This window comes from Burkholderia sp. 22PA0099 (assembly GCF_047497165.1).
In the GTDB taxonomy this organism is placed as follows: Bacteria; Pseudomonadota; Gammaproteobacteria; order Burkholderiales; family Burkholderiaceae; genus Burkholderia.
The window spans coordinates 39,091-62,774 of record NZ_CP163164.1; the positions used below are offsets into that span (position 1 = coordinate 39,091).

Below are 23,684 nucleotides of genomic sequence, written 5' to 3' on the forward strand. Positions count from 1 at the left end.
CGGCGTGTGCGCCGCGAGCGGGCGCATCAGGCGCGATGTCCGGATCGGATCGCTGGAAAACCGACAAGCCATGCCGATCCCGACCTGTCCCGCGCCGCGCGAGGCGGCGCGCGCGTTGCGTTGCTTGCGGATTACCTGCGGGTTACTTGCCGCCCCGCTCCGACGCCACGGCCTGCCCCGACCGGTGCGACGGCGCGAACAGCCGCATCCCGCTCGCCAGGCTGGCGGCGGCCGAGAAGCCCGCGCCGATGCCGAGCGCCAGCGTCGGGCCGTGGCGCGACGCGATGCCGAAGCACAGCGCGACGAGCGCCGCGCCGGTGGCCTGGCCGATCAGCCGCGCCGTGGCGACGATGCCGCTCGCGCCGCCGCTGCGCTCGGGCGGCGCGCTCGCCATCAATGCCTTCAGGTTCGGCGACTGGAAGAAGCCGAAGCCCGCGCCGCACAGCGCCATGCGCCAGATGATGTCGCCGACCTGCGGATACGGCGGCAGCATCGCCAGCAGCGCCATGCCGAGCGCCAGCAGGGCCAGGCCGATCGCGCCGAGCAGGCCCGGCGGATAACGGTCCGACAGGCGGCCCGCGATCGGCGCGGACAGCGCCACCACGGCCGACCACGGCGTCATCAGGAAGCCGGTTTCGACCGCGCTGCGATGCAGGACATCCTCGAAATAGAACGGCAGCGACACGAACGCCAACCCCTGCGCCGCGAACGAGCACACCGCCGTGACCGCCGACAGCGCAAACACCGGGCGCCGGAACAGGTCGACCGGCAGCATCGGCGACGGGTGGCCGTGCTCGCGCCGCATCAGCAGCCAGCCGAACAGCAGCGCGACGCCCGCCGCGATCAGGCTGATCGACACCGGCCCGCGCTGCGCCGTTTCGCCGAGCGCGAAGATCAGCGCCGAGAACGTCACGACGTTGAACAGCGCCGCGACGCGGTCGAACGTGTGGCCGCCGCGCGCGGTTTGCGGCAGCGACGGAATCGCCACGGCCAGCGCGAGCACGCCGAGCGGCACGTTGACCGCGAACAGCCAGGGCCAGTCCGCCACCGAGAGAATCAGCGAGGCGATGGTCGGCCCGATCGCGAACGAGGTGCCGACGATCAGCGCATTGAGCCCGAGCCCGCTGCCGAGCCGCTTGGCCGGGTACAGATAACGGATCAGCGCCGTGTTGACGCTCATGATCGCCGCCGCGCCCAGGCCCTGCACGACGCGCGCGGCGGTCAGCATCGGCAGCGTCGACACCAGCGCGCAGGCCAGCGATGCGCAGGTAAACACGATCAGGCCACCGATATAGATGCGCCGGTGGCCGACGATGTCGCCGAGCGCCGCGAGCGGCAGCAAGGTGGCCACCATCGCGAGCTGGTAGGCGTTGATGATCCACACCGAGGCGGCGGGCGCCGTGTGAAGGTCGGCGGCGATGGCCGGCAGCGCGGTGTTGGCGATCGCGGTGTCGAGCGTCGCGAGCGCGACCGCGAGCAACAGCGCGAGCATCGCGCGCCAATTGAACGCCGGCTCCGCGGAGCCGCCGGCGAGGAGGGTTTCGGACAAGGCTGGACTCGGTGGGACGAGCGATGCGCGATGCGCATCACGGATGGAACGGTACGGCGGTACGCTGCCGCTCCCGCATTGTTGCAGAGCGGCGCGAATCGTGCAGGCCCGCGTGATGCGAGAAAGCTGACCGAAAGGCAAGGACCACGAAATGAATGCGGCCTTGGCGACAGCCGTCGCTCAGGAAGACGAATCGATGTCATGCGAGCCGGCCGCCGGGCATCCGCCTCGCCAACAACGCTACCCGCCCCGTCCGCTCACCGCCGGCGCGGCCCGATCGAGCGCGGCAGCGCGGATCGCATCGCCCGGCGCGGTGAACGTCTGCTGCCGCAATTGCGCGATCTGCGCGTCGCGATCCTGCGGGGCCTGCGCCTGCGCGGCGATCCGGTCGCGCTCGGCCGCATAGGCGCGGTACTTCGCCTGCCATGCGTCATCGTCCCGCTGCAATTGCGCGACGCGTGCGGCGGCCTCGGGGCCGAGCGTCTGCGCGATCTGAGCGCGCATTTCGTCGGGCGTCGCGCCCGATTGCTGCAAGGCGGCGATCGCCGTCACCGCATCCTGCTGCGCCTGCAACGCGTCGCGCCGGGCGCGCTCGGCCGGCGTCAGTTGCGTATCGAGTGCGGCGAACCGCGCCGCCTTCTGCGCGTCGTTCAACGATGGATCGCGCGCGATGCGAATGCGTTCGAGATCGAGCCGCTGGTGGCGCTGCTCGTCGCCGAAAAACGGCGCGGCCCACTCGCCGAGCGTGCGGTTCGCCAGGTCCGAACGCTGGTCGAGCGCCAACTGCATCGCCGCCGGATCGAGCTTGTCGCCGAACACCGCGCCGCCGCCGGCCAAGCGCGCGAGGCCGTCGAAATAGGCGCGGTAGCGATGCCAGACGTCGAGCGCGTCCGACTGCGCCGGGCTGCCGTCGAGTTGCGCCGCGATCTCGCGGCGCACCAGCGTGTCGAGCGCGGCCGGCGTGAGCTGGCTTTGCGCGCTCAGGCAGTAATCGAAGAAATCGCGCACGGCGCGCGTCCTCGCGAGCCGGCCGCCCGCATCGAGCGGCAAGCGTGGCGCTTGCGAGCCGGCCAGCGCGCTCGGCAACGACGCGGCCAACGTGGCCGGTACGCCCGATGCGTCGGGCGGCGCGCCGGCAACGGCAGCCTGCGCACCCGCCCCGCCCGCCTGCTCTTGAGGCGCCGGCGGCACCAGCCAGAAAACGATCGCGCCGGACGCGGCCAGGCCGCAGGCCGCGTACAGCGCCAGGCGGGCCACGCCCATCAGATGCCCTGCAGCTTCAGACGGTTCACGTGCGTGCGGATCACCGCGACCGGGTCCTCGGCCTTCGCGCCGCGCACGCCGAGCAACTGGTTGATCTCGTCGAGATGGTTCCAGTGATAGCTGGTGCCGATCACCTGCCCGAACAGCGCGCTGCATCGCGAAACAAGGCCGTCGTTCTGGCCCGAGCCGCGATTGATCATGACCGCGCCGGTGCCGAGCAACGCCAGCGTGGACGGGTCGGTCAGGTTCGCCGAATCGATCAGGTTGACGCTGGTATCGCTCGCACCCGTCACGCCGAGCACCGTGGCGGTCGGCTGGATCGCCGTGCCGCCCCACGAATACAGCAGATGCGTGTTGCCGCCGACGGTTTCGGTCGACGCGCCCGTCTGGCAAGAACCGGGGGCGCCCAGGCCCGCGCTCGGGAAGTTCCGGTTGTAGGTGGCGGTCTGCGCCGTGGTCAGCGTCTTCAGCGCGGCGAGCGCGTCCTGGTTCGTGTTGTGCGAGCTGCTGATCAGCGCGCCGAACGCATTGACGAAGCCCGCGATCACCGTCGACGAGAGGCCGGTCGGGTCGGTCTTCAGCACGTCCTGCACGAAATCGGCGAATTCGGAGCCGCGATGCGGCGTGCCGATGGTCGTGACCGACGCCACCAGTTGCGGCGCGACGGCCGCGACATAGCGCGAGGTCAGCCCGCCCTGGCTGTGGCCGATCAAATTCACCTTGGTCGCGCCGGTAGCGGCCAGCACCTGCTTCACGTAGGCCAGCAGTTGCTCGCCGCGCCCGTTCGGGCCGTCGTCGCTCTGGAATCCCGACACGTTGGCGACGTACACCTGCGCACCGTGCGATTGCAGATCGCTCTGGATGCCGTACCAATAATCGACGACGTTGGCGAACTTGTCGGTGCCGGACAGACCGTGCACGAGGATCACCGGATAACGCGTCGCCGCGTAGGTATCGGCCGCCACGGCCGCCGGGGCCACGGCCATCGTCACGGCTGCCACGCCCGCCAGCGGCATCGCCGCCACGGCCCACGCCACTGCCCTCGCCACCAGCCTGGAACGCATCGATCTGCGCATGCTTGTCTCCATCGTTATGGGATGTATCGATGTGGATGCAACGGAACGCCGCGGCGCGCCGAGGCGCGATCGCGGCAAGTGCGGAGTGAAACACGGGGGCGCGCGGCTTGTCCGCAATCGGACGGCTGTTTGGAAGCGCGTCTCTACTCGATTGACGGGGGCGGTGCGATCGGGCGGGCACGGGCGAAGCCGCGCGGTGTTGCGATGCCGCATCGATTCATGTGGGAGTGCGAATCGATTCGAGGAAGGCGCATCGTGAAGCGCGGCAAGCGCGAGATGCGATCACAGCCGGGGTCGACCCGCCGCTTGAACCCGACGATATGTTGCGGGCGCAACATTCCGCGATGGCGCGGCCCCGGAAAACAGGCCCCGGATACGGAAACCGAAACGATCGGGCCGCGCCGTCGCGCTTACGGCAGGATTCGGCGCAAGGTGGTGTCGCGCTTCACGAAGTGATGCCAGAGCGCGGCCAGCGCATGCAGGCCGATCACGTAATAGAACAGGTTGCCGAGCAGCTCGTGGGTTTCCTTGAGCGGGCCGCGCAGGGCCGGATTGGCGTCGAACAGCATGAACGACAGCCCGAGCGGCGCGATCGTGACCGGATGCCCACCCATGTTGACGAACGCCATGCCGAGCAGCGGCTGGCCGAGCGTGAACAGATACAGCGCGAGATGCGAGAGCTTGGCGAGAAACCTCAACACGGCCGGCTGCGGCAGCGGATCGGGATGACGCGAGCCGAAACGCCAGAACACCCGCAGCACCGACAGCAGGAACACGGTGGTGCCCGCGCAGAAATGCACGTTCATCCAGAACGTGCGGCTATCGGTGCCCTTCGGCCCCCGGATCTCGATCGCCAGGTAGGCCAGCGCGATGCCCAGCACGATCGCCCAGTGAAACGCAATGGCCGGGCGGTTATAGCGAGGCTGGGTCGCTAGGATGTTCTTCATCGGGGCTCCGTTGGTCTTTCTTTATTGTGGAATCGCCTCCGGCGCTTGGCGGGCCGGGGCTGAAGCCGCGATTGTACCGGGCCGAAATGACGCGAGGCAGATCGAAACGCAAGGAATTCGGCGAGAGAAAACGCGCTGCGACAAGACGCCGGGGGATGGGCCGCGTGCAGCCTCGAACGTTCCATCAACGTCGCGCCGCGGGGCCTTTCGGGATGCGCCGCGAGTGGCGCTGCGGGAACAAAAAACCCGCATCGCGCGAACGCACGATGCGGGCGGATCGAGTGCGAAACGGGCGCGCGACAGCGCGTGCCCGCCTGCCTCAGTTGTTGCGCGGCAGGAACGTGATCGGATCGGCCGGCTTGCCGTCCTGGCGCACTTCGAAGTCGAACGACGCACGGCCATCCGGATTGGTCGCCATTTCGGCGATCGGCTGGCCCGCTGTCACGGCATCGCCTTCGTTGACGAGCAACTGGCCGTTATGGCCGTAGGCCGTGATCAGGCCGCTCTCGTGCTTGAGGATCACGAGCGGGCCGTACTTCGCGACACCGGTGCCGGCATACACCACGCGGCCCGGCGCGGCGGCGCGCACGGTCTTGTCACCCGTCGAGGTGATCGTGATGCCGCGCGTCTTGCCGGGGATGAAGCGCGAGGTCACGGTGCCCTGCGCGGGCCAGGCCAGCGGCGTGGTCTGGGTTTGCGCCTGCGCCGCTTGCGTGTCCGGCAATGTCGAGACGGACGGCGCGGCGCCGGACGGCACCGGCGACGTCACGACGGTCGCACCGGGCGGCGGCGAGACGCGCAGCACCTGGCCCGGCGTCAGCATGTCGGTGGGCGCGATGCGGTTCCAGCTCGCCAGATCCTGCACGCGCTGGCCGAAGCCGGCCGCGATCGACGGCAGCGTATCGCCGGGATTGACGCGGTAATAGCCGGCCAGCACGCCGGCTTGCCGGGTGGGTTGCGGCGCGTTCGACGGCTGGTACGAGTCCGTCCACGGCGTCATCGTGCAACCGCCGACGAGCGCAGCGCCCGCGGCGAGCAGCGTCGCACGGGACACGGCGCGACGGTACGTGGTGGTTTCGGTGAAGATCGTTCTTCTCAAGCTGCCTCCCTGGTTTCGCTTCGCTGCGCCCGGCCGCGCATCGCATACGCGAGCCGGACGCGTGGCCCGGATCGGGCCGCCCCCGTGGGTGTGGGGGCTTCAGACGCTGCCTTCGGTTTCCACGACGAGAATACGGGCTTCTCCGCGCGGATGGGCGACGTGCTCCGTGCCCACCGTGGCATGAAAGATGTCGCCGGTTTCGAGCAAGGCTACCTGCTCGCCGGCGGCATCGCGATAGTGCATGTCGACTTGTCCGTCGAGGACGACGAACACTTCCTCGCCGTCGTTCACATGCCAGATGTAGGGCTGGTCGGTCCAGTGGAGCCGCGTGGTGATGCCGCGCATATTGGCGATATCGAGCGCGCCCCAGGCGCGCGACGCGGTGAAAGTCTTGCTGCGAATGAGCTTCATGTCGGATTCCGGCATGGCGGCGGTGGCGCCGCCTTCTCGCCGCGCGGCCCGGCCAGGCCGCTGCGTGCCCGTCGGATAGTACCTGCTCGGCGCGAATTTCGGAACCATCGCACCCTGATTCCCCGCACGGCTGGACGATTTTGCACCGTTTCCGGACCGGTAGCGGCATCGTTCGCCGTTCGGCCAGGACGGCTGAACCGGGATGATTCACGCAGCAAAAAACAAGCCCGCGGTTCCTTTCGGAAACCGCGGGCTATGACTGCGACGTACTGCTACCACGTCAACCGGCTATCGGTGCGGGTGGCTCGGCCTTGCGGCGCGCCACCCGCTTCCGATCAACGACCCTTGTAGATCGGGGCGCCGTCGGCGATGCGGCGAACCTTCGACGGCGTGCCCGATTCGGCGGCAGCGGCCGGTTGCGAACCGTAGCCGCTGGTGTCGGCGTTGGCGTAGTTTTGTTGCGGGTTGACGCGGGCTTCAGCAGCCTGGATGCCGGCCGGGTAGTCGGTGCGATCCGTACCCGGTTGGTAGCCGGCCTTTTCCAGTTGAACCAGTTGCGCCTTCACTTCAGCGCGGGTCAGCGGGCCGTTCGATTGTTGAGCGAACGAAATGGCCGGCACGGTCAGGACAGCAGCGGCAGCAACAGCAGCGATCAGCGTTTTCATGATTAAACCTCCGAGACATTTTTTTTGCTTCACCGCACACACCATGTGGGCAGCGAGTGATGTGAAGTCTAGTCTCGTTCGAACCTAGGGAAAACCACTAATCGCCGAAAACACTGTTCTTCGAACGATAACAATCCGCCGATACCGGGGCTATAAACCCTATTGATGTTGCTGGTATCTGCAACAATTACCGTTCGTGTCCGCCTTACGCCCAATCGGCGTGGAAGCTGCCGGGCTTGTCGGTACGCTCGAACGTGTGTGCGCCGAAGAAATCTCGCTGCGCCTGCACAAGGTTCGCCGGCAGGCGTTCCGAGCGATAGCTGTCGAAGTACGCGACCGCCGACGAGAACGCCGGCACCGGCACGCCGGCCTTCACCGCGGCCACCACCACGTCGCGCAGTGCTTCCTGGTAATTCGTGGAGATGTCCTGGAAGTACGGATCGAGCAGCAGGTTCGCGAGTTCCGGGTTGGTCGTGTAGGCATCGGTGATCTTCTGCAGGAAGCGTGCACGGATGATGCAGCCAGCGCGGAAGATGCGCGCGATTTCGCCAAGATCGAGCTTCCACTCGTATTCCTTCGAGGCCGTGTCGAGCTGCGCGAAGCCTTGCGCGTACGAAATCACCTTGCTCAGGTACAGCGCGCGGCGCACCGCTTCGACAAAGGCCGCGCGATCGCCGTCCGGCTTGGCCGGCGACGGCCCCTTGAGCACCTTGCTCGCGGCCACACGCTGCGTCTTCAGCGACGACAGCACGCGCGCGAACACCGATTCCGTGATCAGCGGCAGCGGCACGCCCAGGTCGAGCGCGTTCTGGCTGGTCCACTTGCCGGTGCCCTTTTGCGCGGCGCGGTCGAGGATCACGTCGACCAGGTATTCGCCGGTCTCGTCGTCCTTCTTGTCGAAGATCTTCGAGGTGATCTCGATCAGGTAGCTGTCGAGCTCGCCCTGGTTCCACTCGGTGTAGACCTTGCCGAGTTCCTCGTTCGACAGGCCGGCCACCTGCTTGAGCACGGCGTAGCTTTCGGCGATCAACTGCATGTCGCCGTATTCGATGCCGTTGTGGACCATCTTCACGAAATGGCCCGCGCCGTCCGGGCCCATGTAGGCCACGCACGGCTCGCCGTCGCCCGGCGCCTTGGCGGCGATCTGCTTGAGGATCGGCTCGACCAGGTCGTAGGCGTCGCGCTGGCCGCCCGGCATGATCGACGGGCCGTGCAGCGCGCCCTCCTCACCGCCCGACACGCCCGTGCCGATGAAGTGCAGGCCCGATTGCGCGAGTTCCTGGTTGCGGCGGATGGTGTCGGTGAAATGCGTGTTGCCGCCGTCGATCAGCACGTCGCCCTTGCCGAGCAGCGGCTTGATCGCCGCGATGGTCGCATCGGTCGGCTCGCCGGCCTTGACCATCAGCAGGATGCGGCGCGGCGTTTCGAGCGACGCGACGAACTCCTCGAGCGTGTAGGTCGGAACCAGCTTGCGATCGGGGAATTCGGCGATCAGCTCGTCGGTCTTGTCGCGGCTGCGGTTGTACACGGACACGGCGTGGCCGCGGCTCTCGATGTTCAACGCCAGATTGCGGCCCATCACGGCCATCCCGACTACGCCGATTGCTTGTTTGCCCATGGTTCATTCTCCGAAAAAATCCTGGCGCGGCCCGGCCGAGCCGCGCGCCTAGCCGTAAAGGATAAGGGAAAACCTGTCGGCGGCGCTTGGTCGCGCCGCGCAGGTGTTCAGCGCGCGCGGCGGCGAAACACGACGCTCAGGTTGTTGGCCGGCATCTCGACGACACGTTCCGGCTCGAATCCGGCAGCCTGCGCGAGTTCGGTCACGGCCTCCAGGTCGCGAATGCCCCATGAGGGGTCGCGGCGGCGCAACTGCGCGTCGAACGCGGCGTTCGACGGCGCGGTGTGCTCGCCGTTGCGGCGGTACGGGCCGTACAGCAGCAGTACGCCGCCGTCGCCCAGCACGCGCGACGCGCCCGCGATCAACGCGCAGGCCGCGTCCCAGGGCGCGATATGAATCATGTTGATGCAGACCACCGCATCGGCCGCGTCGAGCGGCCAGGTGTCGGCGCGCACGTCGAGCTGGCGCGGCGCGAGCAGATTGGGCAGCGCGACATCGGCAGACCAGGCGGCGATCGAGGCCAGCGCGTCGGGATCGGGGTCGGTCGGCTGCCACGCGAGATGCGGCAGCGCGGCGGCGAAATGCACGGCGTGCTGGCCGCTGCCGCTCGCGATTTCGAGCACGGTGCCCTGGGCCGGCAGCACCTCGCGCAGCACCGCGAGGATCGGCTCGCGATTGCGTTCGGCGGCCGGCGCGTGCAGACGTTCGGGGGGCGTGATCGGGTGGCTCATGCGGGAAGCGCCTCGGTGCGAAAGGATGCGAAGCGCGCAGTGTGCCGGATTGGCGCGGAGCGCGATAGCGGGCGGGCGCGTGGCCTGCCCGCGCCGCCGCTTCGGGGCTTCGGCGCTTCGGCGCTTCGGCGCTTCGGCGCTCAGGCGCCGGCTTGCTCGCCGTGCGCCGCGTCGGCCAGCCCGAGCCGCGCGGCCAGCGCATCGAGCGTCGAGCCGCACGCCGCCTCGATCTTCAACGCGAGCAACGGGTCGGCGCGCGTGCGGCCAAGGTTCAGCGCGGCGACGGGCTTGTCGCGCTGCTGCGCCCAGACGCAGAATCGGTAGCCCGAATAGACCATCAGCGACGAGCCGACCACCAGCACGGCGTCGGCTTCGTCGAGCGATTGGCTGGCGGCCGCCACGCGCTCGCGCGGCACGTTTTCACCGAAAAACACCACGGCCGGCTTCAGCATGCCGCCGCACAGCGGGCAGGCCGGCACGCGGAACGCGTCGAGCGTATCGAGTTCGAGTTGCGCGTCGCCGTCGGCCAGCGGCACGGCCTCCATCGCGAGCAGCGCGGGGTTGTCGGCTTCGAGCATCGGCTGGATCGCGGCACGCGCGTGGTGGGCGCCGCAGTCGAGGCAGGTCACGCCGTCGATGCCGCCGTGCAGCTCGATCACGCCGGTGCTGCCGGCGCGCTGATGCAGGCCGTCGACGTTCTGCGTGACCAGCCGGCCCACTCGCCCGGCCGCGCCGAGCCGGGCCAGCGCACGATGCGCCGCGTTCGGCCGGGCACGCCCGACCACCGGCCAGCCGAGCATGCTGCGTGCCCAATAACGGCGGCGCGCGTGCTCGGAACCGACGAATTCCTGGTACTGGATCGGTTGGGAGCGCATCCATTGGCCGTTGCGATCGCGGTAGCCGGGGATGCCGGAATCGGTGCTGATGCCGGCGCCGGTCAGCACGAACAGGCGCGGATGGCGTTCGACGAAGGCATGCAACGCATCGAGCGCTGCCGGGTCCGCCGTATTGGCGTCGAACGTCGTATCGAGGAGGGTCATGGCTGGGTGAGGGGTCCTGCCGGCGGCTTCGGGCGGAACGCCGCCTCGTGCGCCAGCGAGCGTCCATCATACCGAAGCCGGTTGGCCCGCGTGACACGCCGCGCCAAGGCTCGATTACAACGGGGCCGGAACGAAAACGAATGGGATCGATGCCGGCTGAAACGCCCGAACGGCAGGCCTGGCGAGGCTTTGTCGTTGCACCAACACAACGAATGACGAAATCGCTTGCCAAGCCTAGTACTAACCCTTAGTATTGCATCTGTCTCCTCCATGTCTCCAACATGGATTCAGCCCGCAACAGTGTTGCGGGCTTTTTCTTTTGTTCCGCCGGTTCCGCCGGTTCTCTTCGGCACCGTTCCCCCGCCTACCCTCCGCCCAGCGCCACGGCGATCCCGAGCACGCTCCACTGCGCAAACGCGACGATCGTGCCTACAGGGCGCTGCGGCCGATCCGGGCCGCGCCGTCCGTTTCGCCTTCGCCGCGTGCGCTGCCGATATCACCACCCGTGACGCCATGCAGCGCGCCGCGCACCAGCCGCCGCCCGGCCGGGCCGTAAACCGCATCCGGTTCCGGAAACATCGTCAGGAGTGCCAGATACAGCGCGCCGCCGAGCACCAGCGACACCGGCACGCTGAGGTCGAGCCCGCCCGCCAGGTTGCCGAGCACGCCCACGAACTGCCCCGGCAGATTGACGAAGGCCAGCCCGAGCAGCGCGGCCGGCAGCCACGCGCCCATCGCGCGCAGGTTCCAGCCGTGCGTGAACCAGTAATGGCCGCCGCGGCCGCCGCGATTGAACACCTGCAGATCGTCGGCCAGGTAGAAGCCGCGCCGCGTCACGTAGCCGATCACCATGATCGCCATCCACGGGCAACTGAACGTGCCGATCAGCGTCGAGAAAGTCGACACGCTCTCCACCAGGTTGAACGCGAAGCGTCCGACGAAGATGAAACCGATCGCCAGCGTGCCGATCAGCAGCGTCGCACGCACCCGGTTCAGCCGCTTCGGGAACATGCTCGACATGTCGAGGCCGGTGCCATACAGCGCCGTGGTGCCGGTGGACATGCCGCCGATGATCGCGATCACGCAGGTCGGCAGCAGGAACCAGCGCGGCGACACGGCGAGCAGGCCGCCCACGTAGTCGTTCGACGCAATGAACGACGGCGCGTGGGTGGCGATGATGGTGGCCGTGGCCAGCCCGAAGAAGAACGGCACGAAGGTGGCCAGTTGCGCGACGAACACCGCGCCCACCACGCGATGGCGCGGCGTGGTGTCGGGGATGTAGCGCGCCCAGTCGCCGAGCGTCGAGGCGAACGACACGGGGTTGCTCATCGCCACCAGCGCCGCGCCGCAGAACGCGGCCCAGAAGCCGGGGCCGCCGGTGTGCAGCGTGCCCGCGTAACCGGCGTCGAAAGCGCCCGAGAACGCGAACGCCCCCACCACGAACATCAGGCTCGCGGCCCATACGGCGATCTTGTTCACCCACAGCATGAAGCGGAAGCCGTAGATGCAGACCACCAGCACCAGCACCGCGAACACCAGATACGACAGCCCCACCGTCGCGCCGTTGACGGGCACCCCGACCAGGCTGTGCGCGCCGCCCACCAGCGCGTCGCCCGAGCTCCAGACCGCCAGCGAGAAAAACGCCACCGAGGTCAGCAGCGCCAGGAACGAGCCGACGATCCGGCCATGGATGCCGAAGTGCGCGCCCGACGACACCGGATCGTTGGTGCCGTTGCGCGTGCCGAACAAACTCATCGGCGCGAGGATGCAGGTGCCGGCCAGCACGCCGAGCAGGATCGCGAGCGCGCTGTCGCGAAACGACAGCCCGACCAGGATCGGAAAGCTGCCGAGCACGCAGGTGGAGAACGTATTGCAGCCGCCGAACAGCAGCCGGAACAGGTCGATCGGCCGCGCATAGCGCGAGGCGTCGGGGATGCGTTCGAAACCGAAGGTCTCGACCCGCGTCATGCTGGTGTCGTCGTGGGAGGTGTCGTTCATTGTCTCGCTCCATTCGGGCGCCGGTCCGGCCGCGTTCGCGGCCTGGCCGGCGTGTTGTGCCGATCGCTTGTCATGCGGGTGCGCGCGGGGCGTCGCGCCCGCGCGGATCGTGCGGTGTCAAAAACATCGGAGAACGAATCGATGGCCCGATGCGGGCGTGGCGTGGCGGCCTGCCGGCCCACCACGCCACGCGCCACGCGTCACATCGGGAAACCCATCGCCTTGATGCCGCGAATCCAGGCGCGCTTCCAGCCGCCCTCTTCATCCGCGCCGTCGAACGCATGGAACGTGAGCTTCGCGGCCAGCCACCGCACCGGCTCGGGCGGGATGTAGGTCGGGCTCTGGTTCGCGATGTCGAGCCCTCGCTCGGGGCTGTCGCGATCGAACAGGATGTTCAGGCCCATGAACGCACCGAAGCGGCTGGCCGCCACGCCGAAGCCCGTATAGCCGGCCACGAACACGGCCTTGTCGCCGAGATAGCGCTTGGCGAACACCGAGCCGCGCGAGCAATAGTCGATCGGGCCGCCCCAGGCATGCGAGAAGCGCACGTCGGCCAATTGCGGAAAGGTGCGGAAGAACGCCTGCGCGAGCCGCGTGTAGGTGTCGTGCCGGCCGTCCTGCTCGGGGTTCGGGTTGCCGTCGAAGTGATAGCTGACCAGCCCGCCGAAGATGATGCGGTTGTCCTTCGTCAGCCGAAAATAGTTGAGCTGAGTGCGCGTGTCGTAGATGCCCTGGCGGTTGCGCCAGCCGATCCGCGCCAGTTGGGCTTCACTGAGCGGCTCGGTGGCGAGCACGTGATCGCGCACCTGCAGCACGCGGCGGTTGATGTCGGGAATCCCGACTTTCGCCGTGCCGCTGCCGAACAGCACGCGCGGCGCGCGTACGCTGCCGTTCGGCGTGGCCGCCAGCACGGTGGCGCCCTCGTCGCGCACGTCCTGCAACGGCGTGTGCTCGTAGAGCCGCACGCCGAGCGACAGCGCCGCGCGCTTGAGGCCCCAGGCCAGCTTGGCCGGATGCACGATGCCGCTGCGGTTGCGCGACCACAGCGCGCCGGCGAACAGCGGCGAGTTCAGTTGCTCGAGCGTCTGCTGCCGGTCGAGCAGCACCACGTCGTGGCCGTAGCGCGTGTGCAGCGCATGATCGTCGCGCAGATGCGCGACGTGCTCCGGCTCGACCGCCACCGTCATCTCGCCGTTCCATTCGATATCGGCATCGATGCCGTAACGCTCGAGCGTGGCCTCGAAGCCGTCGAGATTGCGATGGCCGAAGCTTTCGAGTTGCGCGATGTCGTTCGGAAATACGCGCACCGCGTTCGGCAAGCCGTGCATCACCGAGGTCGAGATGATCCCGCCCGCGCGGCCCGACGCGCCATGCGCGACGCGCCCCGCCTCGATCACCACCACGTCCAGTTCGGGCATCTGCTCCTTGGCCTGCACGGCGGCCCACAGGCCGGTGAAGCCGCCGCCGACGATCAGCAGATCCGCCGTGGTGTCGCCCGACAGCGCGGCTTCGGCCGGCGGCTCGGCCGGATTGTCGAGCCAGTACGGCATCAGCTTCGCGCCGGACAGCGCGCGCGCCGCGTCGGCCGGCATGGCCTCGCGCGCGGTGGATGGGGATGCCGTCGCGCGCGACGGTTCGGCGCCGGCCCCGAGGCCGGCTTCACGATGGTTCGCAGTGTCGAGCATCGCGAGCCTCCTGACGAAAAACGCCGCCGCCGGCGGCGCGGGTGGAACGGGATCGCGTGGCGCGGCGAGCGATGCGCCGCACCGCCGCGCTCAGGCCTTTTCGAGCACGACGTAGAACTTCTTCGCGTCTTCCAGCGTTTCCCAGCGGCCCGCGAAGCCGGCCGGCAGCAGATACCCCTGCCCCGCCGCGAATTCCTTGCGCGTGCCTTCGGCATCGGTCAGCGCGATGCGCCCTTCCACCAGCCACACCGCCTCGTCCGCTTCGGTGGCGGGGAAATCGACCGCGCCGACCTTGCCCTCCCACCAGCCGACCACATGGCCGCCGCTCTTGCCGGCGCTCGCGCGCCAGTCGCATTCGTCCATGCCGTAGTCGAGCCGCGTGAAATCGCCGAGGCCGGCGCCGAGGGGAACGATGTCCTGAACCAGTTTGCTCATGTGCGTGATTCCGTGAATGAAGTGTGGTGAGGACTGTACCCACGGGGCGCGGGCCGGTATGCCCCCCCTCAGGGGGGGCAAGCCGCGTTTCGTCGGTGCGCGATGCGCGCGGGGCGCGGCGAATGCATTGGAAAACCCTGCTTGCCGGCGCCACCGGAGCGTGCTCTATAATCGGTTCGCCTCCATTCCGGCACGCATCATGGCCGTTCAAGCCCTTTCTTCTCCCGCCGATTCCGCCCCGATCCCGATCTCGTTCCAGACGCTCGGGCGCGTCATCGATTCCGTCGGGACACCTGAATTCGTACCGCGCCTGACCGTGCTGCTCAACGAGATCGTGCCGGTCAACGTGGTCCATATCGAGCGCTCGCGCACCGATTCGGCCATGCCGAGCGGGTTTCGCGCCGAATGGGTCGGCAGCGGCGGCGTGGGCATGGACACCAGCACGATCGCCGACGTGATGACGCTCTACTACGACCGCTTCTACGATCGCGATCCGCTGTTCGCCGGGATTCGCGGCGAGGTGGGCACGCTGCTGGTGGTGCGCGACGTGGGCGCGATTCCGCCCGGCGAATTCCGCCAGCGGCTTTACGACGAGGTGCAGATCGCGCACGAATGCGTGCTCGCGCGCGGCACGCGCCACGCCCAGCACTCGATCGCGCTCGAACGCGATACGCGGCAGCCGGCCTTCTCGCTCGCCGAAATGCAGCGCTTTCGCACCGTCAGCGATTGCCTGTTCCCGCTGCTCGAATTGCACGCCTCGACCACGGCCGCGCGACGCATCGCACATTTCACGCCGCATCTGCACCCGCTCGCGCAGTTCGATGCGCGCATCGCGCGCGACGGCTTGCGGCTCTCGAAGCGCGAATACGAGATCTGCGCGCACCTGATCGGCGGCAAGACGGTGCCCGAGGCGGCCGACATCCTGAGCGTGCGCGTGGCGACGGCCGAATCCTATGTGAAACGCGCGTTCGCCAAGCTCGGCGTGCGAACCAAGCGCGAGCTGGTCACCTGGGGCCAGCTCGAACGCTGACGCGGCCTTGCCCGTCGTTCCACCGTTTAGCATTCCCGAACGCTTGCATCGATCCATATCGATGTGGACATTGTCATTTCACGATTCGTCCGCCGCGCGAACTCCCCTACCATCGTCGCGACGCGGGCGCTCGCCCCGTGCATCGAACCACGGAGACATCCCGATGAGCCTTGTTCCGACCCGTCGCGCCCACGATGGGCTCACCGTCTATCCCGCCGCCACCATCGCCGGCACGCCGCGCTTTCTGAGCACCGATGCCAGCGAGGCGAGCGAGGCGCGCACGCCGCTGCATCACGCAGCCACGGGCGCGGCCGCCGGCTGGCAGGAGCACGCGAACGCGGCACTGATCGGCGAGGCCGTCAGCACCGCGCGCACTGCCTTGCCGGGCTGGCGCGCCACGCCGGCCGCCGAGCGCGGCCGCTTGCTGCGCGCGATCGCCGACGGCATCGACGCCGATCGCGAGGCACTGGCCGCGCTGCAATGCCGGATCAGCGGCAAGCCGCCCGTGGAAGCCGAGATCGACGCCAGCGACGCGGCGGCAACGTTCCGCTATTACGCCGGGCTGTGCGAGGACACGGCGATGTTCGCGCCCGAGCCGATCGCGCTGGACGGCGCGGACGTATCGGCCGAACGCAGCTACGACGCGGTCGGCGTGGCCGCGCTGATCGTGCCGTGGAATTTCCCGATGGTGACCACCGCCTGGAAGCTCGCGCCCGCGCTGGCGGCCGGCTGCACGGCCGTGCTGAAGCCATCCGAGCTGACCTCGCCGGTCGAGCATCGCCTGATCGCGCTGGTGCAGGCGGCCGGCGTGCCGGCGGGCGTGGTCAACGTGGTGAACGGCGGCGCCGAGGTCGGTGCGCAACTGAGCACCCATCCCGGCATCGACAAGATCTCGTTTACCGGCAGCACCGCCGCCGGGCGGCACGTGATGCGCGCCGCCGCCGAACGGATGACGCGCGTCACGCTCGAGCTCGGCGGCAAGTCGGCGCTGATCGTTCGTGAGGATGCCGATCTATCGCTGGCCGTCTCGCTCGCGGTGGGCGGCGCGTTCACGAACGCCGGGCAGATGTGCTCGGCCACGGCGCGCATCCTGGTGCATCGCAACGTGAGCGCTGCGTTCATGACGGCGTTCGAGGCCGCCGTGAAGGCGCTGGTGGTCGCGCCACCGCACGTGGGCGGCGTGGCGATGGGGCCGCTGATTTCGGACGCGCACCGCGCGCGCGTGGACGCCACCGTCGAGGCCGGCCTGGCGGCCGGCGCGCGCGTGGCGTTCTCGGGGCAACTCGATGCGGCCTGCGAGAGCGGCTTCTTCCGCGCGCCGATGGTGGTGGCCGAACCGGCCACGGACAACCGGCTGTGGACCGACGAGGTGTTCGGCCCGGTAGCCTGCGTGAAGTCGTTCGAGCACGACGACGAAGCCGTTGCCCTGGCCAACGATACGGACTACGGATTGGTCGCCACGGTCGTCACGCGCGACGAGGCGGCCGGCCGGCGCATGACCCGGGCGCTGCGCGCGGGGCTGGCGTGGCTCAACACGCCGCAACTGATCTTTCCGCAGGTCTGCTGGGGCGGCCTCGGCCTCAGCGGCATCGGGCGCGAACTGGGCGTGGCCGGCTTGCGCAGCTATCAGGAACTGCGGCACCGGATTTCCGCCTGAGCGGATCGGAGCCAATCGGATCAGATCGGGCCGGCCGGGCGCCCCGCGGCGCGACACCGGCCTGCGCCGCCGCCCTGCAATATGACGTTGTCATGTCGGCGGCGCACGCCGAGCACCCGCGCCACAGTTCCGCCCGATCGAAGGCCAGTCGAAAGCTGGCCTCAATAGAATCGGCGCCGGACCAACCCGGGATGCCCGAAACAATGAAATTGAAGACTTGCTGGATGCTGGCGCTGCTGGCCGCACCGATGCTCTCCCACGCCGAAACGATCGCCGCCCCCGCCATCAAGGCCGGCGATACGTGGGCCTACCTGAACACGCTGCAAACCGGCGCGGACACCACCAAGCAATCGCACGACAGCATCGTCGCCCTGCGCACCGATGCCGATCACATCTACTTCGAGATCAAGACGGCCGGCTCCACGCAACCGCCGCTCCAATCGGTGGCCGGTGCGAACTGGAGCCGCTCGCGCGAGCTGAACGGCGTCGAGACGGTGATCAGCGAGCCGCTGTCGTTCCCGCTGACGGCCGGCAAGCAATGGCGTATCAAGTACACCGAAGCGCAGCCGAACGGGCAAGCGGTCACGCGCACCTACGACACCACGCTGCGCGTGGTGGGCCACGAGGCGGTGGACGTGCCGGCCGGCCATTTCGACGCGATCAAGATCGAAGGCAACGGCCAGTGGACCAACCACACCGCGCCGGCCCAGCCGAACGGCAAGCCGACCGATGTGTCGGGCAAGCTCTACAAGGCGTTCTGGTACGTGCCGAAGATCAACCGCTGGGTGAAGTCGATCGAGCAGTTCGACAACCCCAACGGCAAGCACTCGCAACGCATGACTTCGGAACTGGAGTCGTTCCAGGTCGGCAGCGGCAAGGTCGACGCCACCGCGGCGCCGGCCGCACCGGCCAAGAGCAAGGGCAAGACGCCCGGCGCCTCGATGATCTGAGCGCGGCGGCGCATCGCGGTGCTGCGCCGAGCAGCCCGCGGTGCTAGGCTTGGGGCCTTCGTCCCCCTTTCGCCCCAAGGCCGCCCATGCTCTTCGCCATCACGCTGCTCGACCGTCCGAATTCGTTCGAACTCCGCACTGAAACCCGCCCCGCCCACAAGGCCTATTTGTCGGCCGCCGGCGAGCGCATCGCGTTTGCCGGCCCGCTGTTCGGCGACGACGGCAAGACCCCCGCCGGCAGCCTGCTGGTGATGGATTTCGACTCGCGCGAAGCCGTGCACACCTGGCTCGACGGCGAGCCGTACACGCGGGCAGGCGTGTATGGCTCGCGCAGCGTCCTCCCGTTCAGCAACCTGTATCCGCAGAAAGTCGGCTTCCCGCCCGAGGCCTGATCCGCCTGTCAACAGGCCGCCCGGCCCCGCGCCCAGCGGCCCCGCCCGATTCATCCACCAGGTAGATGGCAGTCATCAAAATATTTCATATACCGAAATAAAATCGATGGCATAGTGCCGATGCCTCGATTTCTCCCCGGTCGCTCGACCGCCGGGAACGCCCAGCCAGTTCGTCGCCGTACGACAGCCACGCATCGACCCATTCAGCCCGACCCGCGAACGACGCCACGACCGTCGCGCCCGCGGCGTCGTGCCGAGCCGTAGTAGCTGCCGGCCTGCGCCGGTCGCTCGAACCCGGTGGTGCCCGGATCCCTGACCCGTCATCGCTTCACACTCGTCCGACCGGCCGCAATTCGTCTGCAAATAGACATGATTCTCATTCCAATAACGCCGATCATTCGCCGTCAAGCCCGGCGAACGATGCGCGGCCCGGCAGGTTCGCTACCCGCGAAGCCGGCGGCAACACCGTTTCGAAACACAACAACAGGACACACCGCATCATGGCAAGGACTGGCCGCCATTTCACCGACACCACCCGGCTGACCCGCTGCGCGGCGCTCGCCGCACTCGCCTGCGCGGCGCTGGTCGATCCGGCATTCGCTCAGGAATCCGACACGACGTCGCAGGACACGCCTCGGGAAGCACGCAAGGAAGCCCCGAAGGAAGCGTTGAAGGAAACGCTGAAGAACACCACGCTCGACGCCATCAACGTGTCGGGCGACTGGCTCGGCAGCGGCTTGCAGAACAGCGTGAAGACCTTCGCAGGCGCGCGCACCGTGGTGAACCACGACACGATCGAACAGAGCGGCGCGTCCAGCATCGGCGACGTGCTGCGCCGCGTGCCCGGCGTGCAGGCCACCGACAACTCCGGCTCGGCCGGCAGCGCGATCTCGCTGAACATCGGCGTGCGCGGCTTGACGGGCCGCTATGCGCCGCGCTCGACGATCCTGCTCGACGGCATCCCGCTCGCGTTCGCGCCGTACGGCCAGCCGCAGATGTCGTTCGCGCCGATCAGCCTCGGCAACATCGAATCGATCGACGTGGTGCGCAGCGGCGGCTCGGTGCGCTATGGCCCGCAGAACGTGGGCGGCGTGATCAACTTCCGCACCCGCGAGATTCCGAACACGCCGGGCCTGACCGCCGACGCCACGATGCGCGAGAACATCTACACGCATGGCGGCGCGAGCACCCAATACAGCACGTTCCTCGGCACGCAGCTCGACAACGGCCTCGGCGTGGCGCTGCTGTATTCGGGGATGGCCGGACGCGACTGGCGCGTCGGCAGCGACGAGAGCGTCAACGATCTGCAATTGAAATGGCGCTTCGAGCTGACGCCCAGCTCCGAGCTGTACGGCAAGTTCTCGTACTACGACGTCAAATCGCACACGCCGGGCGGCCTGACGGTGGCGCAATACAACGCCGATCCGTTTCAGAACACGCGGCCCACCGACTTCTGGTACGGCGACCGCAAGGGCTTCGACGTCGGCTACCTGAACACCATCTCGGCCACCCAGGAATTCGAAGTCCGAACCTTCTACAACGAGAGCTACCGCACCAGTTCGCTGATCAATGCGGCGCGCACGCAGTTGCAGGACCAGCCGCGCACGTATTCGGTCTACGGCATCGAGCCGCGCTACACGCAGCGCCTGACGCTCGGCCCGACCGCGCACGACGTGACGGTCGGCTACCGCTACATTCGCGAGCGCGGCACCGACAACAGCTTCAACCAGTCGATCCTGACCGGCCTGATCAGCAGCCCCACGCGCTTCGACAATTCGACCGATGCGAACGCCGTCTATATCGACGACCGCATCGCGTTCGGCCGCTGGCGCCTGACGCCGGGCATCCGCTACGAGCACATCGAATCGACGCGCCGCGACGACATCCTGAACCAGAGCTTCGGTTCGAAGAACAACAAGCCGCTGCCGGCCGTGAATTTGTCGTACCTGCTGACGCCGACGCTGACGCTGTTTACCGACTACAGCACCTCGTTCGGCCCGGTGCAGAACCTGCAGCTCAATTCGCAGTCGTCCGGCAACCCGTTGCAGCCGGAAACCGCCAGGACGTTCGAAGTGGGCGCGCGCTGGACCAGCCGCCAGGTGCACGCCGAGGTGACCGCGTTCAACATGCGCTTCGACAACCAGATCCTGCAGGTGGTGGGCTCGGTGCCCGCGACGTTCCAGAACATCGGCGCGACGCATCACCAGGGCATCGAAACGGCGTTCGATTACGAATTCGCCGATGACGGCCCGCTGCGCGGCCTCGACGCCTACTTCAACTTCACCTACACGAAGGCGATCCAGGAATCGGGGCAGTTCGCGGGCCTCGACGTGCCGTTCTATTCGCGCTTCACCGACACCCTCGGCATGCGCTACAAAACCGGCGCGTGGACCTTCAACGTATCGAGCACGCACCAGAGCGCGCAATACTCGGACACGGCGAACACGGTGGCCGAATCGGCCGACGGCAGCGTCGGGCGCGTGCCGGGCTTCCGCGTCTGGAACCTGCAGGCCGACTGGAAGATTCCGAAGATGAAGGGCAGCACGCTGACGGCCGGCATCAATAACGTGGGCGACGCGCGCTACTACACGCGCAACGTCGACGGCAACGCGGGCCGGATGGTCGGCGCGCCGCGCACGGTGTACGTGCAGGGGCGCTTCGTCTATTGAGCGTCGCATGAAAACGGGGGCGCGCCGGCATGACCCGGCGCGCCCCCGCTGGTTCGAATGCTCAGGCGTGCTTCAGATATGCACGCCGAACCATTCGAGCTGGCGCGCGATGCTGCTGTCGAAATGCGCGCCGTCATACATGTCGTAGTGGCCCGCACCGGCCTCCACGTGCAGCGCCTTGTTCGCCGCGCCCACCGCTTCGTACAGCGCCGTGCCCTGCTCGGGCGGGTTGACGCCGTCGTCGCCGGCCACCACCACCAGCACCGGGCACGCCACCTGGGCCGCATGCGCGGCCGGCCGGTAGTTCAGCATCTCGCGCACCGTCAGGAACGGGATCTTGATGTCCATCTGCGGATGGCGCTGGCGCGCATCCTCGACGAACGCCTTCGATTGCGGGTCGGTCAGCACCTTGGTGATGGCGACGAACATCTCGCGGCCGGTGGCCGCCTTCTTCTCGTGCATGCGCGCAAGCGTCGACACGAACGCCTGCTTTTCCTCGGCGCTCATGCTGCGCGTGACGACCTGCTCGCCGTCGGCGAAGCTCAACTGGCTCACCACCGCCTTGACGGCCGGATCGGCCGCCGCCGCGGCCAGCACGTGGCCGCCGCCGAGCGAGGTGCCCCACAGGCCGATACGCGCCGCATCGATGCCGGGCTGCGCGCGCACGAACGCCAGCACCGTGGCGATGTCCTCGATCTGCATCGCCGGCACCAGGCGCCCCTGCTCGCCGCCGCTCGCACCGAAGCCGCGATAGTCGAACGTGACGGCGGCATAGCCGGCCGCGACGAACGCCTCGGCAAAGCGCGGCAGCAGCACCTCCTGGATGCCGCAGAACCCGTGACACAGCACGATGACGGGCGCGTCGCCCGCGGTTTCCGGGCGGCGCAGCGTGATCGCGATGTCGTTGTCGGTGCGATGAGTGGTAATCGGCATGGAATTGAAAGCTGGGAATGAAGGGGCGGGAAATCCGGCGGCGCGAAACGCTTCGCGATCCGAAGCGTCGCTCCGGCAAGGGCCTGGCGCCGGATGCGGGCGACCATGATACAAGAGACCCGCGTTTCTCGGACAGCGCCTCGTCATGCGCCGCTTCGTGCGCTTCGCCCCGCCGTCGCGCGGTTCGCACCGCACGGGCCGCCGGGCCGATGCCGGCGGGTCGCCGGTCAGTCGCCGTCGCGCACGGCCGTGCCGAACGCCTGCGGCGAAGGCCGCCCCCGCCCCGGCAGCATCCGCACCAGGATCTCGTCGCGATCGATGAAATGATGCTTGAGCGCGGCCAGCACATGCACGACGATCACCGCGCCGGCGCTCCAGGCGAACGCGCGGTGAATCCACATCCAGCGGTCGTAGCTCGCGTGATCGACGGCCGCGAGCGGCGGCAGATTGAACAGGCCGAGCACCGGCACCGGGTGCCCCGCCACCGAACTCCAGATCCAGCCCGACAGCGGCGTGGCCATCATCACGCTGGCATACAGCACGATGTGCACGCCGGTGGCGACCGCACGCATCGGCGGCGAGAGGGTCGGCGGCAGCGCCGGATAGGCGCGGCGCCTGAGCCAGCGATAGACGAGACGCGCCACCACCAGGAACAGCACGGTCGAGGCAATCGCCTTGTGCACCAGCAGCGGCGTGCCGCCCCGCGCGGCATCGCCGCGCCAGTGCGAGGAGCCGAAGCCGATGAACCAGACGGTAACGATGATGGCCGCCATCAGCCAGTGAAACAGCCGTGCGCCGCCGGGGTATCGCGGTTGAGACATGATTTCTCCTCCTATATAATCGCCACGCGCAATAATTGAATTTGCAAACAGACGGCGGCTCGCTGCGCGTCGCACCCTCGTCTCCATTCCTGCTCGGCGCCCGGCACCCGCCGACGCCCATCACTCCGCTTGACGCACGCCGATATCCCGACATGCCCGATTTCGATCACTACCGGTTCACCGAAGCGTTTCCGTACCTGCTGGCCAAGGTCGGCGTGCGCATGGAACAACTGTTCACCGCCGAACTGCGCGAGGCCGGCCTGACGCTGCCGATGTATCGCGTGATGGCCGCCCTGCGCGAGCAGGAAGACCAGCGGCTCATCGATCTGGCCGAAATGGTGTCGAGCGAACTGTCCACGCTGTCGCGGCTGGTCGGCAAGATGATCACGATGCGTCACGTCACGCGCAAACGGCTGACCGACGACGGCCGCACCGTGTGCATCGCACTGACGCCGGCCGGCCGCGCGCTGGTCGAGCGCTGGATTCCGCGCGCGATCTACTACGAGCAACTCGCCACGGCCGGGCTCGAGGGCGCGCAGCTCAAGCAACTGAAGCGGCTGATGGATCACATCTTCACGAACCTGCACAGCGTCGAGATCGGCACGTCGCTGCCCGAGCCCGAACCGGCCGCGCCGGCGCGCAAGCGCGCAAGCCCGGCTGCGCGCAAGACGCGCGGCTGAGGCGCGCGCCTCAGGCCGCGTCAGGCGCCTCAGGC

Annotated in this window: 21 protein-coding genes; 6 read left to right on the forward strand and 15 right to left on the reverse strand. The window is 68.3% G+C overall.

The window, feature by feature from the left end; genetic code table 11:
- Window positions 1–142: 142 nt before the first annotated feature.
- The 13 genes from AB4851_RS00200 to AB4851_RS00260 form a co-directional block, all read right to left on the reverse strand.
- Window positions 143–1,492, reverse strand: coding sequence for an MFS transporter (locus AB4851_RS00200; RefSeq protein ID WP_414441970.1), 1,350 nt, complete (start codon window positions 1,490–1,492; stop codon window positions 143–145).
- A 297-nt stretch (window positions 1,493–1,789) separates the two neighbouring features.
- Window positions 1,790–2,812, reverse strand: a complete 1,023-nt coding sequence (locus AB4851_RS00205; RefSeq protein WP_414447935.1) for a lipase secretion chaperone — start codon at window positions 2,810–2,812, stop codon at window positions 1,790–1,792.
- On the reverse strand, window positions 2,812–3,888 hold the full coding sequence (locus AB4851_RS00210; RefSeq protein WP_414441568.1) for an alpha/beta hydrolase: 1,077 nt from the start codon (window positions 3,886–3,888) through the stop codon (window positions 2,812–2,814). The genes AB4851_RS00205 and AB4851_RS00210 overlap by 1 nt, the downstream gene beginning before the upstream one ends.
- A gap of 410 nt (window positions 3,889–4,298) precedes the next feature.
- Window positions 4,299–4,835, reverse strand: a complete 537-nt coding sequence (locus AB4851_RS00215) for a cytochrome b (RefSeq protein WP_414447936.1) — start codon at window positions 4,833–4,835, stop codon at window positions 4,299–4,301.
- Between the two features lie 319 nt (window positions 4,836–5,154).
- On the reverse strand, window positions 5,155–5,934 hold the full coding sequence (locus AB4851_RS00220; RefSeq protein ID WP_414447937.1) for a peptidoglycan DD-metalloendopeptidase family protein: 780 nt from the start codon (window positions 5,932–5,934) through the stop codon (window positions 5,155–5,157).
- A 99-nt stretch (window positions 5,935–6,033) separates the two neighbouring features.
- Window positions 6,034–6,345, reverse strand: coding sequence for a cupin domain-containing protein (locus tag AB4851_RS00225; protein WP_414441565.1), 312 nt, complete (start codon window positions 6,343–6,345; stop codon window positions 6,034–6,036).
- Window positions 6,346–6,680: 335 nt separating this feature from the next.
- Window positions 6,681–7,010 carry a DUF4148 domain-containing protein gene (locus AB4851_RS00230; protein ID WP_414447938.1) on the reverse strand — a complete coding sequence of 110 codons (330 nt, stop codon included), beginning with the start codon at window positions 7,008–7,010 and terminating at the stop codon, window positions 6,681–6,683.
- A gap of 205 nt (window positions 7,011–7,215) precedes the next feature.
- Window positions 7,216–8,628: an NADP-dependent phosphogluconate dehydrogenase gene (gene gndA, locus AB4851_RS00235; protein ID WP_414441563.1), complete on the reverse strand. Its 1,413-nt coding sequence runs from the start codon at window positions 8,626–8,628 to the stop codon at window positions 7,216–7,218.
- A gap of 107 nt (window positions 8,629–8,735) precedes the next feature.
- Window positions 8,736–9,359 (reverse strand): DUF938 domain-containing protein, encoded by a 624-nt coding sequence (locus AB4851_RS00240; protein WP_414447939.1) that lies wholly within the window; start codon window positions 9,357–9,359, stop codon window positions 8,736–8,738.
- Between the two features lie 140 nt (window positions 9,360–9,499).
- A complete protein-coding gene (locus AB4851_RS00245; RefSeq protein ID WP_414447940.1) occupies window positions 9,500–10,399 on the reverse strand; it encodes an NAD-dependent protein deacetylase in 900 nt (299 codons plus the stop codon).
- A 429-nt stretch (window positions 10,400–10,828) separates the two neighbouring features.
- Window positions 10,829–12,397, reverse strand: coding sequence for a purine-cytosine permease family protein (locus AB4851_RS00250; protein ID WP_414447941.1), 1,569 nt, complete (start codon window positions 12,395–12,397; stop codon window positions 10,829–10,831).
- Window positions 12,398–12,597: 200 nt separating this feature from the next.
- On the reverse strand, window positions 12,598–13,989 hold the full coding sequence (locus tag AB4851_RS00255; RefSeq protein WP_414449203.1) for an NAD(P)/FAD-dependent oxidoreductase: 1,392 nt from the start codon (window positions 13,987–13,989) through the stop codon (window positions 12,598–12,600).
- A 183-nt stretch (window positions 13,990–14,172) separates the two neighbouring features.
- Window positions 14,173–14,517, reverse strand: a complete 345-nt coding sequence (locus AB4851_RS00260) for a cupin domain-containing protein (protein WP_414441559.1) — start codon at window positions 14,515–14,517, stop codon at window positions 14,173–14,175.
- Between the two features lie 199 nt (window positions 14,518–14,716).
- Here AB4851_RS00260 and AB4851_RS00265 point away from each other — a divergent pair, with 199 nt between their 5' ends.
- From AB4851_RS00265 to AB4851_RS00285, 5 genes are all read left to right on the forward strand, one after another.
- Complete coding sequence (locus AB4851_RS00265; RefSeq protein ID WP_414447942.1) at window positions 14,717–15,547, forward strand: helix-turn-helix transcriptional regulator; 831 nt, start codon at window positions 14,717–14,719, stop codon at window positions 15,545–15,547.
- Between the two features lie 163 nt (window positions 15,548–15,710).
- Window positions 15,711–17,204, forward strand: coding sequence for an aldehyde dehydrogenase family protein (locus AB4851_RS00270; protein WP_414447943.1), 1,494 nt, complete (start codon window positions 15,711–15,713; stop codon window positions 17,202–17,204).
- Between the two features lie 203 nt (window positions 17,205–17,407).
- Window positions 17,408–18,154, forward strand: coding sequence for a hypothetical protein (locus AB4851_RS00275; protein WP_414447944.1), 747 nt, complete (start codon window positions 17,408–17,410; stop codon window positions 18,152–18,154).
- Between the two features lie 86 nt (window positions 18,155–18,240).
- The gene (locus tag AB4851_RS00280; RefSeq protein WP_414441555.1) at window positions 18,241–18,546 is read left to right on the forward strand and encodes a YciI family protein; all 306 of its coding nucleotides are present in this window, start codon (window positions 18,241–18,243) and stop codon (window positions 18,544–18,546) included.
- A 500-nt stretch (window positions 18,547–19,046) separates the two neighbouring features.
- Entirely contained in the window at window positions 19,047–21,215 is a 2,169-nt protein-coding gene (locus tag AB4851_RS00285; RefSeq protein ID WP_414447945.1) for a TonB-dependent receptor family protein, read from the forward strand.
- Window positions 21,216–21,287: 72 nt separating this feature from the next.
- Here AB4851_RS00285 and uilS read toward each other — a convergent pair whose 3' ends face one another.
- Both uilS and AB4851_RS00295 read right to left on the reverse strand, forming a co-directional pair.
- On the reverse strand, window positions 21,288–22,148 hold the full coding sequence (uilS, locus tag AB4851_RS00290) for a UilS family quorum-quenching N-acyl-homoserine lactonase (protein WP_414447946.1): 861 nt from the start codon (window positions 22,146–22,148) through the stop codon (window positions 21,288–21,290).
- Window positions 22,149–22,375: 227 nt separating this feature from the next.
- On the reverse strand, window positions 22,376–22,969 hold the full coding sequence (locus tag AB4851_RS00295) for a cytochrome b (RefSeq protein ID WP_414447947.1): 594 nt from the start codon (window positions 22,967–22,969) through the stop codon (window positions 22,376–22,378).
- 152 nt (window positions 22,970–23,121) lie between these two features.
- Between AB4851_RS00295 and AB4851_RS00300 the strand changes: the two genes are divergently transcribed.
- The gene (locus AB4851_RS00300; protein ID WP_414441551.1) at window positions 23,122–23,649 is read left to right on the forward strand and encodes a MarR family winged helix-turn-helix transcriptional regulator; all 528 of its coding nucleotides are present in this window, start codon (window positions 23,122–23,124) and stop codon (window positions 23,647–23,649) included.
- The last annotated feature ends 35 nt before the right edge of the window (window positions 23,650–23,684 follow it).